Below are 15,024 nucleotides of genomic sequence, written 5' to 3'. Positions count from 1 at the left end.
TTAATTTTATTTTAAAGATTCTCTTTTTTTGAGAATTTAGGGTAAAGTTCTTGACTTATAAAATCTTTAGGAAATTGTTCGTCGTTTTTAAAACCAAGTTCTATATCTCTGCCATTGTGAGGTACGTAGTCTGTTTTAAAAAGATAATCCCAAATACTTAATGTTAGTCCGTAATTTACACCATACCTAACATGTTCTGGTAATTCTTTTGCATGGTGCCATATGTGCATTTTAGGGTTGTTAAATATGTATTTTAAAATACCATAATCCCAACCTAAGTTTGCATGGTTTAAATGGCCAATAGCTATGCTAAAAAAATAGACAATGGCAACATCTTGCGCGCTGTAATTGGCTATTAAAGCTAACGGAATGTAAAGAATAGACTTGTACATAACAGGCTCCATCCAATGGTAACGTAGGTGTGCAGCAAAGCCCATTTCTTTTACACTGTGGTGTACTTTATGGAAGTTCCAGAAAAACTCAAACCGGTGTAATAAGCGGTGTGTGTTCCATTGAACAAAATCGGAAACTAGAAAGAAAATTAATAAGCCTAGCCATTTTGGTAAATCGTTAGTGTTGTATAATTGAAAGCTAGAAAGCGATAAGCCTACTGTTTTTAAAATATCGTTTAGTAACTGTGCTGCGGTGTTAGATAAGGCTATAAATACAATTAGGTTTAGAATAAAGAAGTTGAAGAACATGTAAAAGGTGTCTAGCCAAAAATCTTTTCTAAAAATAGATTGGTTTTTTCGCCAAGGAAAAATAATTTCTAAAGTCCAAACAATAAGTGAAATGGCTATTAGTCCATAAAAATAATTATCCCATTGGTTTTGAAAAAGTATCTCGTTTTTAAGATAATTCCAATACCCAGAATAGGAGTTTTTTATAAGTTCTATATACTTATTCATAGTTAACTAACTAAATATTGGCGACCATAACTTGGTGTTATAAACCGCCAATAGTTGGTGTGTGCGTTAGGGATTGAGCGATTGTTGGAGCTCTCCCAATTTTTCTTTGGGAAGCGACTCGCGAAAGCCCGACCCTTGGGTAACGCTATAGTTTAAAGTGTTTTTATTAGTTCTTTAAACAGGGTTATCATTTCTGGTTCTGCTTTACCTGCCATGGCTATTATTTCGTTAATATCTACTGGTTTTAGGTTGTTTGGGTCGCATTCGTCTGTTAAAACAGATACTGCTGCTACTTTTAAATTTAAGTGGTTGGCAACAATAATTTCTGGTACGGTGCTCATGCCTACAGCGTCTGCGCCTATAATTTTTAACATGCGGTATTCTGCTCTTGTTTCTAATTGCGGACCAACAACACTAGCGTAAACGCCTTCGTGAAGTTTAATGCCTTGCTCTTTGGCTATGGCTTTAAATTGGGTGTTTATATTGGTGTTGTATGGTGCACTCATGTCTGTAAAACGTTCGCCTAAATTTTCTACGCCTTTAAAGGCTAGAGGAGAGCCGCCTTGAAGGTTTATGTGGTCTTCGATTAACATAAGTTCGCCTTTTTTAAAGTTTAAATTTATGGCGCCAGATGCGTTTGATACTAATAGCGTTTTTATGCCTAGTTTTTCCATAATACGTACCGGGTAGGTTACGTCTTGTAGGGTGTAGCCTTCGTAAAGGTGAAAGCGACCTTGCATAATAATAACTTTTTTACCTGATAGGTTACCGTAAATTAATTTTCCTTTGTGAAACTCTACGGTTGCTGTTGGAAAATTAGGAATGTGGTTGTAACTCGCTTCTTTTATAATATCTACTTCGTTTAAAAGTTGACCTAATCCTGTACCAAGAATAATACCTAATTCTGGGCTATCGAACCCTTTACTTTGTAAATACTCTACAGTCTCGTTTATTTGTTTAATCATGTAATTGTTTAATTTTTTCTTGTAATTTTATGTTGTTTTTATAAAAAGAAGATGCTATTAAATCTTCAAAAGTATCGATGTCGTTTAACACCTCTAAGGTACTAAAAGTTACCTTGTTTTTTGTTAATTCGTTTAGTGTTTCTTTTAGTAAGTGCTCTTGACTCCAAGGCTTGTTTTCGAAAATGAATTCTTGCATTTTAGATAACCCAATGAGGTAATAGCCACCATCTTGGGCAGGACCAAAAACCGCACTGCTTTGCTTTAGTTTTTCTAAGCCCGCATTAATATGTGTGCTTTTTATGTCTGGCAAATCTGACCCTATTAAAATAATACGTTGGTAGCCTGCATTAAACCCGTTTTTAAAGGCGTTTTTCATGCGTTCTCCTAAGTTCGCTCCCTGTTGTACCGTTTTATAATCGTTTGGCCATTGGTTTTCAACTATAGCTTCAGAAAAATAAATATGCTTATCACAATTTAAGTTTTTAGTAGCTTTTTCTGTAACTTTTACAAGTTCGCTATACACATTAAAAGCCCCTTGGTTGCCAATGGTTTTGGCAAGTCTTGTTTTTACTTTTCCTAGTTTTATGTTTTTTACAAAAACAATAACAAGTGTTTTATTCATATACTTTTATGCCTTTTTTTAGCCATTTACTCCATGTTTTATTGAAGGTGTGTATGCTATCTGTTTCTTTTTCCTCTTTGTTATATACGGGTAAATTGTTGCTTTTCCATTCAAAAATGCCACCGTGTAAATTTTTTACATTTTTATAACCTGCTTTTTTTAGGCTGTCTCCTATAGATTCCGATCTAATACCAACCGAGCAATACACTATAATTTTAGAATTTTTATTAGGAATTTTTTTATGAATACTATCCATTTTAAAATGATCGTAGCCTACGTGAATCGCGTTTTTTAAGTGACTGGTTTCGTACTCTTTTAACTCTCTTGAGTCTAACAGAAAAACATTGGTTTCTGGTAAAGTTAATTCTTGAGGAGAAATATACGGAATGCTATTATCATTATATTTTTTTAAAAGTTTATCTATTGATTTTTGAGCAAATACTGCGGTACTGCAAAGAAATAATAAAATTAAAATGATGTTTTTCATAATTATTTAGTCTCTCAAATTTAAGAAAATTACAGTTGAACACCGAAACCTTGTAAACCACTTTCTAGAGCGGGCAAAATTTCTGTGTTATCCCAAATACCCGTAACTATAGTTCTAGCGTATTCTTGAGGTAATAATCCGTTTTGCATAAGCTTGTTGGTTAGCTTGTAGTTGTAGTTTAATGTATGGTGTTTATATTCTAAATGCCCTGTAGTATCGTTTAAAATAGCATACCAAACAGCAGGAGAACCATCGTTAGCAGGCATGCCAATTACACCTGGATTAAGCCATAATTTGTTGTTTTGCGAGTCGTTAAAAGGTAAACCGCAATGTCCACCAATTACAACATCGTAGTCGTTTTTATTGCTTGGTGAAAAATTAGGTGCTTTAACTTCCCAAGGTGAAGATTTAAAAATAAACTCCGACGTGTTTCTGTACGAGCCATGTACCACCATAACATTTTTTCCTGCATAATTAAAAGTGATGTGCTCGGGTATGCTTTTAATAAAATCTAAAGAGTTTTTTGAAAGCTGACTTTGCGCATAAGGATACCATAGTTGTGAAAATCCATCGCAGCGCGATCCTTCTTTAAATTCGCATCCACAATTTTCTGCGCCTTCGCTAAGCTGAATTTCAACATTACCAGCAATACTTTTTGCTTTCCAAAGTTTAAAAAGCTGCACGGTTTCTTCGGGTTGTGCGCAATAACCAACAATATCGCCTGTACAAATGCAGTTTTCTGGCAAAATGCCTTCTTGTTCTGAAATTTGCTTGATAGCCTCTAAAGCTTGAAGGTTGCTATAAACGCCACCAAAGAGTAATACTTTGCCCGAAAGTTTACCTAAGTGTTCTATTTTTTTATCCATTTTGGAATAATATATAATGTGATACAACTTAAAACGCCCCAGAAATTAATCCATAATAAATTGGCGTATTTTCCTTTTGTAAAAATGAGTGATTCTGGAAATATTTGTAATACTAAAATAATGCCGAAAAAGAGTCCGCAACCCACGCTGAGGTAATAACTTATTTTAGGAACATCTAGGTTCCAAAACAGAAAAACTGGTGTTAGGCCAATAACCATGGTTCCCGATATGGTTGTTGCCGATAGTATTTCTGCATTAAGAAATACAGGAAGCGTACCTAGAACAGCAACAAGAACCATAGAAACCCTGCCGAATGTTACGTTTTTTCCAAGGTTTAAATCGATTGATAGTAATTTTGAAAACGATGAAAAAGTAGAATCTAAAGTTGAAGCTGCCGAAGTTATCATGATAAAATTAATAACAAGTAAAATAATAACACCAAAAGCTTTGCCGACTTCTACTGCTGCCTGACCTTCCATATTTTGGGTTTGAGCATAAATACCAATAACACTGAAAGCTATAATGCAAAAAGCACCTAGAACACTCGCTATTAAAAAACTGCGACGGGTTACTTTTGGCGAACTAATAAAGGCTCTGTCTGTTAAAACTGGATCGTGAAATGGATAGCTGAAAGATTGAATAATAGCAGCAAAAAATAGATTTAAACCGAGTTCGAAACTCCAAGTTCCTGAGGATGTAACATCTTGCATCGAAAAATTCTCTATAGAAAAAACTTGATATAAAATAACAATGAGTAAAACTGAAAATAGTCCCATTTGAATAACATCGGTAAAAATAGAACTGCTTAGTCCGCCTTTAATGGCGTAAGCCAATGTTAATACCGTAAATAGAACAATAGACCAGTAATAAGGTTCGCTTCTAGGCGCTCCAAAATAACTGCCAATAACCATGGTGTTGCTCCAAACTTCGTTAAAAAGCCTAAATGCGATTAAAACTGAAAAAATGGCCATGGCGCCTTTTCCAAATTTGGTTGTTAAAAATTGGTGTATGCTGTTAAAACCACCTTTTACTCTAAGTTGATAAAGCAATATTCCAGCAACAGCAAAAGATAAATAATAACCAGCATAGGCCACACCACCAACAAGACCAAAGCTTAAACCTAAGTTAGCTGCATTGGTGATGCTTTTAGCAAAAATCCAGGAAATTATTAAGCTACCTGTTAAAACCAAGGTGTTTGGTTTTTTTAATTTTTTGGTAGCTTTAAAAAACTGATCTTTTGTTTTTGCAAATGGCGATAATAAAAAGAGTATTAAACTCGATGCTACAATTAACACCCATTGCCATGTTGTTGCGTCTATATTATTCATTCCACCAAACTGGGTTGTTAATACTGTTATTATCTGTTGTGGCTGCTGCTTTAGCGTAGTTATCAGCATTTAGCGTCGCTTCTTCTGCAGGATATGGCATTCTAACAGGGATTAAATCGTTATTTAAACTGGCAGAAATGGTTTTTAACTCTGGGAACCCCGTGCGGTTATATTCAATCCAACCTTCGTAACCGTTAATGGTATTGGCAATCCATTTTTGAGTAATAATTTGCTCTAAAGGCGTTTTGTTGCTAGCATTAAAAGCAGCGGTTCCTGTTAAGTAATTTGCGGGCAATTCAGTATTCCAATATTCAAAAGCTAGAGCAACACCAGTTTCATAAAGTTGCTTGGCATCAGCAGTTATTAGGTTTTTAGTGGCAGCTTCCGCGAAAGCGAAATAAACTTCCCAAGCGGTTATAAAATTAGCGTCTAAAGTCGATGTGTCTTCTCTAAACATAGTTCCTGCTAGTGAGTAATTAGCTAGTTTTGGAGTGGTAACTGCACCGTCGATACCATTTAATAAACCATTAAATTCGTTTGTAGTCGAGTTAGAGAATGGCCTAAAAAGTGTACTTAATCTAGGGTCGTTTAAATGGGTTAAAATATCTTCCATAGTTTCAGATAACACAAAATTGTTAAAATCGCCCACTCGTAATTGTGCTAATCTAAAGCTGTTTGGATCTGAATTTGTAAAATCGAATACCGCATTTTGCGTGTTGTTTTTTATATAATTGTCATTGTCAAAAAGAGTTTGTAAATCGGACGAAACATCTATTTTATCTGAGATTCTAATGAGACTTTTAATTTTTAATGAATTAGCGAAACGAATCCATGCTTGTAAATCACCATTAAATAAAATATCGCCTTCTAAAGCAATAGCATCGTTGTAGTTTTGAATAGCAATAATGCCTTTGTCTAGATTGTCTAAAACACCATCTTCACCAGTGTAAATATCTTCCTGATTGTTGTAGGCTGGTGTTACGCTTCCGTCTACACCATTAAAAGCTTCAAAATAAGGCACATCTCCAAATAAATCGGTTAAGCCTGCAGCCATGTAGGCTTTAAGAATTAACGCAGGTCCTTCGTATACTTTATAAGCGTTTATAGTTTTAGCTTGATTTAAAATAATTTCATTATCGCGTAAATTGGTGTAAAATATGGGCCAAGGGTTACCTCCTAATTGTGGCGATTTAAGGGCGTGCCTATCAAATAAATTAAAATCTAATGCAGTACGGTGTTGCGATAATAAATCGCCTGCAACAAAACCTTCATAGCTCATTTCTTCTCCAAAATTATAAATTACTTGGCGTAATAATAAGCTGGGTTGTACTGAAACAGGAGCGTTTGGGTTGGTGTTTATATTTTGAAAGTCGTCGGTACAGCTTATAGTAATCCAAAGACTTAAAAAAGTTAATATGTATAATGTGTTTTTCATAAAATGATATTTTTAATTTCCGCGAAAACGAAAACATGCTTTTAAAAATCGATGCCTACTTTAAATCCAAAACTTCTTGTTGTGGCATAACTTAAATCTTCTACACCACTTACAAAACCATTACCTTGCACAGCAATTTGCTCAGGATCGAAATGCGGGTTTTCGGTAATTGCGAATAAATTGTTTCCGGTAAACGATAGGTTTAAGTCGCCTCCATTTTTCAGACCTAAAAGCCCTTTTTTTAATTTGAAATTATAACCAATAGCAAATTGACGTAATTTTAAAAAGGAAGCATCGTATACATTATTCTCTTCATGGTTTCTGTTGTAAAACTGTCTGTAATAACTTTCTGCAGAAACAGCAACAGTATTTGCTAAACCGGTAGTTTGGTTAACGCCTTGCGCAACAATACCTGCCTCTGGCCTAAACGCGGTTTCTGCTAATTGGCCACCAACATTACCCAAGGCACGTGTTCTAGATACTATTTCGCCACCTTGTCTCCAATCGAAAAGGAAGTTTAAATTCCAGTTTTTGTAATTGAAATTGTTGTTCCATCCTAAAGTGAAATCAGGGTTGTAATTGCCGAGTTTTTGTAAATTATTATCAGCAATAAATTCTCCGTTATCATTAATTACAAATTCACCATCACTGTTTTTTAAATACCCTGTACCGTAAAAATCGCCAATGCGTCCGTCTTCTTCAACTTGAAACCAAACGGTTTGGTTGGCGCTATCGTAAATTCGGCTAAAAGCGAGCGTTAATCGGCCATCGTTTTGCGGTAAGTTTTCTATTGTAGCTCGGTTAGCTGCAAAATTAAACGTACTATGCCATTTAAAGTTTTGGGTTTTAGTAGGTGTAACGCCTAAAACAATTTCAACGCCTTGTGTGTTTACTTCTCCACCATTTACAACTTGCTGATTATAACCAGAGGAAATAGCAATGGGTAACGAAATAATTTGATCTTTGGTTGTCGCGTTGTAATAGGTAAAATCTAAATTAATACGGTTTTTTAAGAATCGTAAATCAGTGCCAATCTCGTAACTTGTAGTTTGTTCGGGTTTTAAATTAGCGTTAGGTATAAAATCTTGGTTGCTAAATGTTGGCTGACCATTAAATGGTGTTTGAGAAACAAAAGCTCCCGAGGTTTGAAAAGCTCCTGTATCGTTACCAACTTGCGCAACACTCGCACGCAGTTTAGCAAAGGAAATAGCACTTGGTAATTTGGCAACGTTAGATAAAACAAAACTAGCAGAAGCTGAAGGATAGAAAAATGATGTGCCATCTACAGAAAAAGGTGTTGCTAAGGCGCTAGACCAATCGTTACGTCCTGTAATATCTAAAAACAAATAATTTTTGTACCCTAATTTTGCAATACCGTAAAGTGAATTGATGCGTTTATTACTTTTAAATTGAAAAACTTCTATGGGCGAAGCAGCATTGTTTAAGCTAAAAATTCCAGGTTGTGCTAAGTTTACAGTTTGCGATTGTTTTGTAGATGCAGTTTGGTCTAATCGATTGCCACCAGCAGAAATATCAAAAGAAAAATCGCCGAATTGGTTTTTGTAATTGATTAAGAAATCGGTGTTAACTTCTCTGTATTTAACATCGTGCTCTGCATAGGCACCATTTTTAAAACGGTTACTGCTAAAGTTTCTTAGTAGTTGTCTGGTTTCGCTACTGTAATCCATTCCCGTTCTTAACGAAACACTTAAATGATCTGTAATTTGTTGTTTTAACGCAATGTTTCCAAAAATTCTATCGCGATTAAAAGCATTTCTGTTTTCTAATAAAATAAAATAAGGGTTATCGAAAAACGTATAGTTAAAGGAGTATTGTTGCACACCTTCTAAACCGGGTTGCCAGTAGTTTTTTAAGTTATTAATATTTAAAGACCGTGGTCCCCAAGCAACAAGAGAGTAGTTTACGTTTTCACTTCCGTAACCGTTAGATGGTCGGTTGTCGCTACTTGAATTAACGTAACTTATAGATGTGTTAATTTCTGTGTTTTCCGAAGGTTTAAAATTAAGTTTTGTAGCAACAGTTTGTCGATCTAGGTTTACACCTGGAATAATAGATTCGCTTCTTAAATCGGTAAACGATAATCTATAACTTCCTGTGTTAAACCCATTAGAAATGGATATGTTGTTAGATGTGGTTACGCCTGTTTCGTAAAAGTCTTTTAAGTTATTTGGATTCGAGTTAAAAGGTGTTGGGGTAATAGGTAAACCATTGTACAATGCTGTATCGCCACCACGAACAAAAGATCCGTCTGCAAGCTGAACGGGACTATCAAATTGCGGAATTAAATTCCCTGCATCCAATCGTGGTCCCCAAGAATAGGTGATATTGTCGCTTGTGCCACCACCTAAACCATCGACGTATTCGAACGCGCCAGATTGACCTTGACCATATTCATTTTGAAAATCGGGAAGTTTAAAAGCAGAATCTATAGTAACCGATGAGTTTAAGCTTACTCGAAATCCTTTTTGGTTTCTTCCGTCTTTGGTTTTTATAACAATAACACCGTTTGATGCTCTGGTTCCGTAAAGTGCAGCAGCACTAGCGCCTTTTAAAACGGTTACCGATTCTATATCGTCTGGGTTAACTTCCATAGCGCCATTTCCAAAATCTATTTCTTGGAAACCAGCAGCAGCTTCGTTTGTAAAATTAAAAACGGTTTCGTTGTTAATTGGTGTGCCATCGACAATAAAAAGCGGATTGTTGTTTGAGAAAGATGCCTCGCCTCGAATAGTAATTTTAGAAGTAGAGCCTACACCTGTTGCGCCTTGGGTAACCGTAACACCAGCTAATTTACCTTGTAAATTATCAAGAAAGTTAACTGTTTTTACTTCGGTTAAGCTTTCAGATTTTATGGATTGAACAGAGTAACCTAAAGCTTTAGATTCGCGTTTTATGCCCAAGGCAGTAATAACAACTTCGTTAAGTGCAGCAGCATCTTCGGCTAAACTTATATTTATAACGGTATTGTTTGCTATGGTAACGGTTTCTGTTTTGTAGCCTATAAAGGAAAATTTTAAAACACTCGATTTAGAATTTACATCTATAGTATAGTTTCCGTTTTCGTCGGTAATAGTTCCGGTTTTGTTACTTGTAATGTTAACAAACGGGAGCGGGTTATTGCTTTGCGAGTCTGTTACACGACCCGTTATAGTTGTTTGTGCATGCGTAATACCAAATATAGCAAACGTTATGCATAGTAAAATATGCTTCATTTATGAGTATAAAAGTTGAGTTAAATCTTCGGAAAGACTTTTTAAATATGTTAGTTATAAATGAAGTAGTGCAGGGGATCCCTTGTTGTGTTGCCTATTTAAAATGAAGTTGTTAAAGGCAATGTTATGATAAGCTATTATTTTTGAAATGTTTAAAATAGACTGAAGTAAAATCGATTTTATAGTAGTCGAAATACTTTTGAAACTATTTAAAACTAGTTTTATATCTGAAGCATTATCAATATCTGTTAATACTTCTAAATAATGGATATTAGATTTTTTAGAAGCTAAAACCTTAGAAATGCTTCTGTTTAAATTGGTGGTTTGCCAAGGCAACTTTAGAAAAACATCGGGATTAAATTGTTGTTTTTTTAAACCCATTAAATAAAAACCACCATCTGTAGATGGGCCCAAAACCACATGATGTGTTTTTAGTTTCTCGGCAGTTTTTAAAATATGTTTACTTGTTAGGTGTGGCGTATCGTTACCAATAGTAATGACACTATTATAGCCTTGGTTGTAAACTGTTTGTATGGCATTTGTAAAGCGCTCGCCAAAGTTAGCGCCAACTTGTTGCGCCTCGTTAAGATGAAAATACGGTAAGCCTGTTTTTTTTGCAATATTTATGGTTTGAAGGTTTAAAGCTTCAAACAAACTGCTTGATGAAAACGGTTTAGAAACCATCTCCTTCTCGGCAGAGTTTGCAAAAATTAATATGGCTATTTTATTTTCTTTCATCTTTATGCAACCACGCCTTGGCAACTACTTCCTGCACCAGCAGTGCAACCGTAACAATGTTGAGAAATTACTATGTTTCTGCCTTCTAGCAGTTCTTCGTTGTATTGGCTAATATGTTTGGCTTTACTGTTTACGGGTAAATCTAGCATTTGATTAAAATCGCAATCAAATAAATAACCATCCCAACTTATAGATAAGGTGTTGGTACACATCACGTTTTCTACTGCTGTTGGGTTATAGGCTTCGACTAGCGAATACATATAATCTTCGTAATTTTCTGATGCTATTAGAAAATCTAAAAACCTTGCAATTGGTAAATTGGTTATAGCAAATAAATTATGAAATTGTATATCGAAATCTTCCTTTAGTGCTTTTTTAAAATCTTTTTCCATAGCCACTTGGTCTCCTGGTAAAAAGGCTCCCGACGGATTGTAAACCAAATCTAGGCGTAAATCGCTGCCTGGCATACCATAACCTATAGCGTTGAGGTCTTGTAGGGCTTTAATAGATTTATCGAAAACACCATCGCCACGTTGTTTATCTGTTTTTCCGCGTGTCCAATGTGGCATAGAGCTTACTACGTGTACGTTGTGTTTTTTAAAGAACTCTGGCAAATCGTAGTATTTTTTATTGGCTCTAATTATGGTTAGGTTAGAGCGTACAATAAAATCTTTAATACCTGCTTTTGCTGCTTCTTCCACAAACCAACGAAAATCTGGATTCATTTCTGGTGCGCCACCCGTTAAATCGAGTGTGTGTGCACCTGTGTTTTTTATAACCTCTAGACATTGGCGCATGGTGTCGCGCGTCATAATTTCTTTTCGGTCTGGACCTGCATCTACATGGCAATGGTCGCAAACTTGGTTACACATGTAGCCTACGTTTATTTGTAGTATTTCTAGTTTTTTCGCTTTAAGCGGAAATTGGCCTGTTTCGGATATTTTATCTTTAAAGGTTGGTAATTCTCCATTTTTAAAGATACCATTTGATAAAATTTCGAGTTGCCTGTTACTATTTGCTAAGTCGCTGTCGCGCTTTTGTAAAGACTTTGTTGCTGCCATTAATTGTTTTTACAGATTTTTATAAATTAAGATGTTGTTTTAGTTTTTAAAACAGCACCTGGCGGATAATTGCGCTAGGGATTGTAGCATTGTTGGAGCTCTTTTTGTGTTGTTGCACGTATGCAACACAAAAAAGCGACTGCGAAAAGCCCGACCCTTGGGTAGCGCCCAAAATCTATCCGTCTAATTTGTTTACTTTATTCATCATTTGTACGCCATGTACAAGGGTTGCGCCACTTTTTATGGCTGCACCAACGTGTATGGCTTCCATCATTTCTTCTTTGGTTACGCCGCGTTGTAAACCATCTTTGGTGTAAGCGTCTATGCAATACGGGCATTGTTCTGTATGCGCTACTGCAAGTGCGATTAACGATTTTTCGCGGGCTGTTAGTGCGCCTTCTTCGAATACTTTACCGTAATAATCGAAAAATTTGTTGCCCAATTCTTCGTTCCATTCTGTTATTTTTCCAAACTTTCTTAAATCGGCTGGATCGTAATATGTTTTTGACATTGATAATGTTTTAGATCATGAAAAATGAAAACTAGTTAATTAAGTCGTAAAAAAGAAACTTACTTAACATAAAAGTACGTTAAAATGCTGTTTTTATTTTTTATGCAATCGCTTGCGCTGTGTTTTAGAATAGTATGCTTGGATAGCTGTAAATACTGTGTTATTTTAGCAATGAAAAATAAACTACGAAAGACATGAAATTGTATCCTTTAAAATTTAATCCTGTTTATAGCTACCGTATTTGGGGCGGAGAAAAATTAAAAACTGTACTAAATAAAACGTATGAAGAAGATTCTATTGGTGAGTCTTGGGAGATATCGGATGTAGATGGAAACGAAACTACTGTGGCTAATGGCGATTTAGCAGGAAAAACATTAAGACAATTAACCGAGCAGTTTAAAGGTGATTTTGTAGGGAATAAAGTTTATGAAGATTTTGGAACAGATTTTCCGTTGCTTATTAAATTTATTGATGCTAAAACACCACTTTCTATACAAGTGCACCCTAGTAACGAGTTGGCTAAAGAGCGCCACAACTCGTTTGGAAAAAACGAAATGTGGTACATTATGCAAGCCGATAAAGATGCAGAATTAATTGTTGGTTTTAATCAAGATGTAGAGAAGGATGCCTATGTTAAACATGTAGAAAATGGAACGCTTACCGATATTTTGAATATTGAAAAAGTTGAAAGAGGAGATACATTTTACATACCAACAGGTCGTGTGCATGCTATTGGCGCTGGGGTTTTGTTGGCAGAAATACAACAAACATCGAACATTACTTATAGAATTTACGATTACAATAGAGTAGATGCTAAAACTGGTGAAATGCGCGAGTTGCATACAGATATGGCTGTTGATGCTATAGACTATAAGTTTTATGATGATTATGAAACAGCTTACGAGGTTGAAACAAATGCATCTAAAAAATTAGTACACTCGCCTTATTTTAAAACCAACATAGTTGAAATTAATGGTGAGATAAATAGGGATTATACAAATACAGATTCTTTTGTAATATATATGTGTGTTGAAGGTGCTTTAAAACTTGAGTGCGAAGCAGGTATTTATACCATGAATACAGGAGAAACTATTTTATTACCAGCCACAACAACAAATGTTAAGTTAACGTCTAGCGAGAATACGCGTGTTTTAGAGGCGTCGTTGTAGTTTTAAATTAGTGTTGTTAAACACATTAAAGAGAGGTGCTTGAATAATTATTGGAACCTCTCTTTTTTATTATAACTTAAATTTTTCGTAAAAAAGAGTAAAGACTTACATTAAATTATGTTGAAATTGATGCTGAATTTTTAATTTCCCAATCTCAAACGGGTATTTTAAAAATTCAGCATTTGTATTATATAGGATATGATTTAGGAAGTTCTTCTGTAAAAGTTGCCATTGTAAATGCACAAACAGGAGAAAAGTTAGTGGCTTTAAACGAGCCAGAAAACGAAATGGAAATTATTGCTGTGCACACAGATTGGGCAGAGCAAGACCCTAATAAATGGTGGGCTTATACTTGTAAGGCAACACAAAGAGCTATTAAAGAAGCAAATATAGATGCTTCTAAAATTGTGGGCATTGGTATATCTTACCAAATGCATGGTTTGGTTGTGGTAGATAAGCAAGGCGAGCCACTTCGTGATTCTATTATTTGGTGCGATAGTCGAGCAGTAGATATTGGTAACAAGGCTTTTACAGAAATAGGTGAAGAGAAATGTGCCGATAAACTATTAAATTCTCCAGGTAATTTTACTGCTTCAAAGTTAAAATGGGTTAGAGATAATGAGCCAGAAGTTTATGCTCAAATATATAAATACATGCTTCCTGGCGATTTTATAGCTTATAAATTAACAGGGCAAATTCATACTACAAAAAACGGATTGTCTGAAGGTATTTTATGGGATTTTGAAAATGATACACTTGCCAGTTTTTTATTAGAACATTATGGTATCGATGAAGCATTAACTCCAGATATTGTAGAGAATTTTACAAATCAATCTACAGTTAATAAAAAAGGTGCTTTAGAAACGGGCTTGCCAATAGGTGCTACGGTAAATTATCGCGCAGGAGACCAACCTAACAATGCATTATCTTTAAATGTGTTTAATCATGGCGAAGTTGCTGCTACAGGAGGAACATCGGGAGTTATTTATGCGGTAACAAATGCCTTAAAATCTAAAGAATCTTCAAGAATTAATAATTTTGCACACGTAAACTACACAAAAGAAAAGCCAGTTTTAGGAAAGTTAATGTGTATTAATGGTTCTGGAATACAGTACCGTTGGTTAAAAGATAATATGGCTGCAAAGTCTTACGAAGAGATGAATATTAAAGCAGGTGAAGTACCTGTAGGATCTGAAGGTTTATGTGTTATTCCTTTTGGAAACGGAGCAGAGCGTATTCTTAATAATAAAAATATAGGTACGCATTATTGTAATATTAACTTTAATAAGCATAACGATGCACATATGTATCGCGCAGCTCTTGAAGGCATAGCGTTTTCTTTTGTTTATGGTATGGATATTTTAAAAAACGATAATGCTATAGTAAATGTAATTAGAGCAGGTAACGATAATTTATTCAGATCAGAAATTTTCTCTAATACCGTAGCGACTTTAATTGGTTACGAAATAGAAATTTATAATACTACAGGCGCTGTTGGAGCAGCAAGAGCAGCAGGTTTAACCGATGGCGATTTTAAAAAGTTTGGCGATAATATTACAAATAACGACCATGTTATGACGTATAAGCCACTAGGTAATAAAGAACCATACGTGCAAGCTTATGAGAAATGGAAAGCAGAATTGGAATTAATTTTAAAAAATAAATAACTAATAACTACAAGCCAAAAGCAAATTGCTTGTG

The 15,024-nt window shown here is 35.1% G+C and carries 13 protein-coding genes; 2 read left to right on the top strand and 11 right to left on the bottom strand.

Annotated elements, in window-relative coordinates; translation table 11 throughout:
• Positions 1 to 11 precede the first annotated feature (11 nt).
• From ABD715_RS15000 to ABD715_RS14950, 11 genes are all read right to left on the bottom strand, one after another.
• Positions 12 to 908, bottom strand: a complete 897-nt coding sequence (locus tag ABD715_RS15000) for a sterol desaturase family protein (protein WP_344789120.1) — start codon at positions 906 to 908, stop codon at positions 12 to 14.
• A 152-nt stretch (positions 909 to 1,060) separates the two neighbouring features.
• Entirely contained in the window at positions 1,061 to 1,873 is an 813-nt protein-coding gene (locus ABD715_RS14995; protein WP_344789119.1) for a purine-nucleoside phosphorylase, read from the bottom strand.
• On the bottom strand, positions 1,866 to 2,495 hold the full coding sequence (locus ABD715_RS14990; protein ID WP_344789118.1) for a TIGR04282 family arsenosugar biosynthesis glycosyltransferase: 630 nt from the start codon (positions 2,493 to 2,495) through the stop codon (positions 1,866 to 1,868). Before ABD715_RS14990 ends, ABD715_RS14995 begins: the two co-directional genes overlap by 8 nt.
• A complete protein-coding gene (locus tag ABD715_RS14985; RefSeq protein WP_344789117.1) occupies positions 2,488 to 2,982 on the bottom strand; it encodes a rhodanese-like domain-containing protein in 495 nt (164 codons plus the stop codon). Before ABD715_RS14985 ends, ABD715_RS14990 begins: the two co-directional genes overlap by 8 nt.
• Positions 2,983 to 3,011: 29 nt before the next feature.
• Positions 3,012 to 3,848: a metallophosphoesterase family protein gene (locus ABD715_RS14980; RefSeq protein ID WP_344789116.1), complete on the bottom strand. Its 837-nt coding sequence runs from the start codon at positions 3,846 to 3,848 to the stop codon at positions 3,012 to 3,014.
• Positions 3,833 to 5,176 carry a sodium:solute symporter gene (locus tag ABD715_RS14975; RefSeq protein ID WP_425567981.1) on the bottom strand — a complete coding sequence of 448 codons (1,344 nt, stop codon included), beginning with the start codon at positions 5,174 to 5,176 and terminating at the stop codon, positions 3,833 to 3,835. The genes ABD715_RS14980 and ABD715_RS14975 overlap by 16 nt, the downstream gene beginning before the upstream one ends.
• Positions 5,169 to 6,611: a SusD/RagB family nutrient-binding outer membrane lipoprotein gene (locus ABD715_RS14970; protein WP_344789115.1), complete on the bottom strand. Its 1,443-nt coding sequence runs from the start codon at positions 6,609 to 6,611 to the stop codon at positions 5,169 to 5,171. Before ABD715_RS14970 ends, ABD715_RS14975 begins: the two co-directional genes overlap by 8 nt.
• A 41-nt stretch (positions 6,612 to 6,652) precedes the next feature.
• Positions 6,653 to 9,844 carry a SusC/RagA family TonB-linked outer membrane protein gene (locus tag ABD715_RS14965; protein ID WP_344789114.1) on the bottom strand — a complete coding sequence of 1,064 codons (3,192 nt, stop codon included), beginning with the start codon at positions 9,842 to 9,844 and terminating at the stop codon, positions 6,653 to 6,655.
• Positions 9,845 to 9,898: 54 nt separating this feature from the next.
• Positions 9,899 to 10,582, bottom strand: a complete 684-nt coding sequence (locus ABD715_RS14960) for a TIGR04282 family arsenosugar biosynthesis glycosyltransferase (protein ID WP_344789113.1) — start codon at positions 10,580 to 10,582, stop codon at positions 9,899 to 9,901.
• 2 nt (positions 10,583 to 10,584) lie between these two features.
• Complete coding sequence (gene arsS / locus ABD715_RS14955; protein WP_344789112.1) at positions 10,585 to 11,643, bottom strand: arsenosugar biosynthesis radical SAM (seleno)protein ArsS; 1,059 nt, start codon at positions 11,641 to 11,643, stop codon at positions 10,585 to 10,587.
• A gap of 175 nt (positions 11,644 to 11,818) precedes the next feature.
• Positions 11,819 to 12,154 carry an arsenosugar biosynthesis-associated peroxidase-like protein gene (locus ABD715_RS14950; RefSeq protein ID WP_344789111.1) on the bottom strand — a complete coding sequence of 112 codons (336 nt, stop codon included), beginning with the start codon at positions 12,152 to 12,154 and terminating at the stop codon, positions 11,819 to 11,821.
• Between the two features lie 194 nt (positions 12,155 to 12,348).
• Between ABD715_RS14950 and ABD715_RS14945 the strand changes: the two genes are divergently transcribed.
• Positions 12,349 to 13,323 carry a type I phosphomannose isomerase catalytic subunit gene (locus ABD715_RS14945; RefSeq protein ID WP_344789110.1) on the top strand — a complete coding sequence of 325 codons (975 nt, stop codon included), beginning with the start codon at positions 12,349 to 12,351 and terminating at the stop codon, positions 13,321 to 13,323.
• 182 nt (positions 13,324 to 13,505) lie between these two features.
• Positions 13,506 to 14,990, top strand: coding sequence for a xylulokinase (locus ABD715_RS14940; protein WP_344789109.1), 1,485 nt, complete (start codon positions 13,506 to 13,508; stop codon positions 14,988 to 14,990).
• The last annotated feature ends 34 nt before the right edge of the window (positions 14,991 to 15,024 follow it).

Source organism: Postechiella marina, assembly GCF_039538365.1.
Classification (GTDB): Bacteria; Bacteroidota; Bacteroidia; order Flavobacteriales; family Flavobacteriaceae; genus Postechiella; species Postechiella marina.
Note: the sequence above shows the minus strand (reverse complement) of the source record. Positions and strands in the feature narration are given on the sequence as shown.

Coding starts and splice junctions, on each gene's coding strand:
- ABD715_RS15000 (WP_344789120.1), bottom strand. CDS start 908: ATGAATAAGTATATAGAACTTATAAAAAACTCCTATTCTGGGTATTGG.
- ABD715_RS14995 (WP_344789119.1), bottom strand. CDS start 1,873: ATGATTAAACAAATAAACGAGACTGTAGAGTATTTACAAAGTAAAGGG.
- ABD715_RS14990 (WP_344789118.1), bottom strand. CDS start 2,495: ATGAATAAAACACTTGTTATTGTTTTTGTAAAAAACATAAAACTAGGA.
- ABD715_RS14985 (WP_344789117.1), bottom strand. CDS start 2,982: ATGAAAAACATCATTTTAATTTTATTATTTCTTTGCAGTACCGCAGTA.
- ABD715_RS14980 (WP_344789116.1), bottom strand. CDS start 3,848: ATGGATAAAAAAATAGAACACTTAGGTAAACTTTCGGGCAAAGTATTA.
- ABD715_RS14975 (WP_425567981.1), bottom strand. CDS start 5,176: ATGAATAATATAGACGCAACAACATGGCAATGGGTGTTAATTGTAGCA.
- ABD715_RS14970 (WP_344789115.1), bottom strand. CDS start 6,611: ATGAAAAACACATTATACATATTAACTTTTTTAAGTCTTTGGATTACT.
- ABD715_RS14965 (WP_344789114.1), bottom strand. CDS start 9,844: ATGAAGCATATTTTACTATGCATAACGTTTGCTATATTTGGTATTACG.
- ABD715_RS14960 (WP_344789113.1), bottom strand. CDS start 10,582: ATGAAAGAAAATAAAATAGCCATATTAATTTTTGCAAACTCTGCCGAG.
- arsS (WP_344789112.1), bottom strand. CDS start 11,643: ATGGCAGCAACAAAGTCTTTACAAAAGCGCGACAGCGACTTAGCAAAT.
- ABD715_RS14950 (WP_344789111.1), bottom strand. CDS start 12,154: ATGTCAAAAACATATTACGATCCAGCCGATTTAAGAAAGTTTGGAAAA.
- ABD715_RS14945 (WP_344789110.1), top strand. CDS start 12,349: ATGAAATTGTATCCTTTAAAATTTAATCCTGTTTATAGCTACCGTATT.